Consider the following 448-nt stretch of genomic DNA (forward strand, 5'->3'; position numbering starts at 1 on the left):
AAACGACAGGATGAGGCTCAGATGTCCACACAACTGGATATCCCAGTAGCGACCCAAGTGTTTTTCTCTGCCTTGAGAGAGCTTGCTACAAAAAGTGGTATAGATACTCAGGCAGAAATACGGCAGCTATTTTCTGATTACCCACGGCAGAACGAAATGTTTATGTCGATTTTTTTAAGTGTCGTGCAAACTGCTAAAGATGATCCAACAGTATGCCCATATATTGATATGCTGAAAGCAAAGCACAAGAATATGAACGTGCCGCAACAGGTCTTAAAACTCAGCGTAGAGGCTTTTAAAAAGTCTATTGATGCAGGAGGAAAAGCATTGACGCTCGACGAGAAAGACACTCTCGTAACGGCTTACAAAGAAATCGTCAGCCAAATGGCTACTGAATAGGCAAGCTGATCGCGGTGAGGCTTCGTACAGGCAACTTTAAAGCAAATGA

1 protein-coding gene is annotated in these 448 nt (G+C 43.3%); it reads left to right on the forward strand.

The annotated features are described in order from the left end of the window. The coding region (locus V5T82_RS18135; RefSeq protein ID WP_332897085.1) for a globin family protein at positions 1–399 on the forward strand (399 nt) is incomplete at its 5' end. Positions 400–448: the final 49 nt, after the last annotated feature.

This window comes from Magnetovibrio sp. PR-2 (assembly GCF_036689815.1).
Classification (GTDB): Bacteria; Pseudomonadota; Alphaproteobacteria; order Rhodospirillales; family Magnetovibrionaceae; genus Magnetovibrio.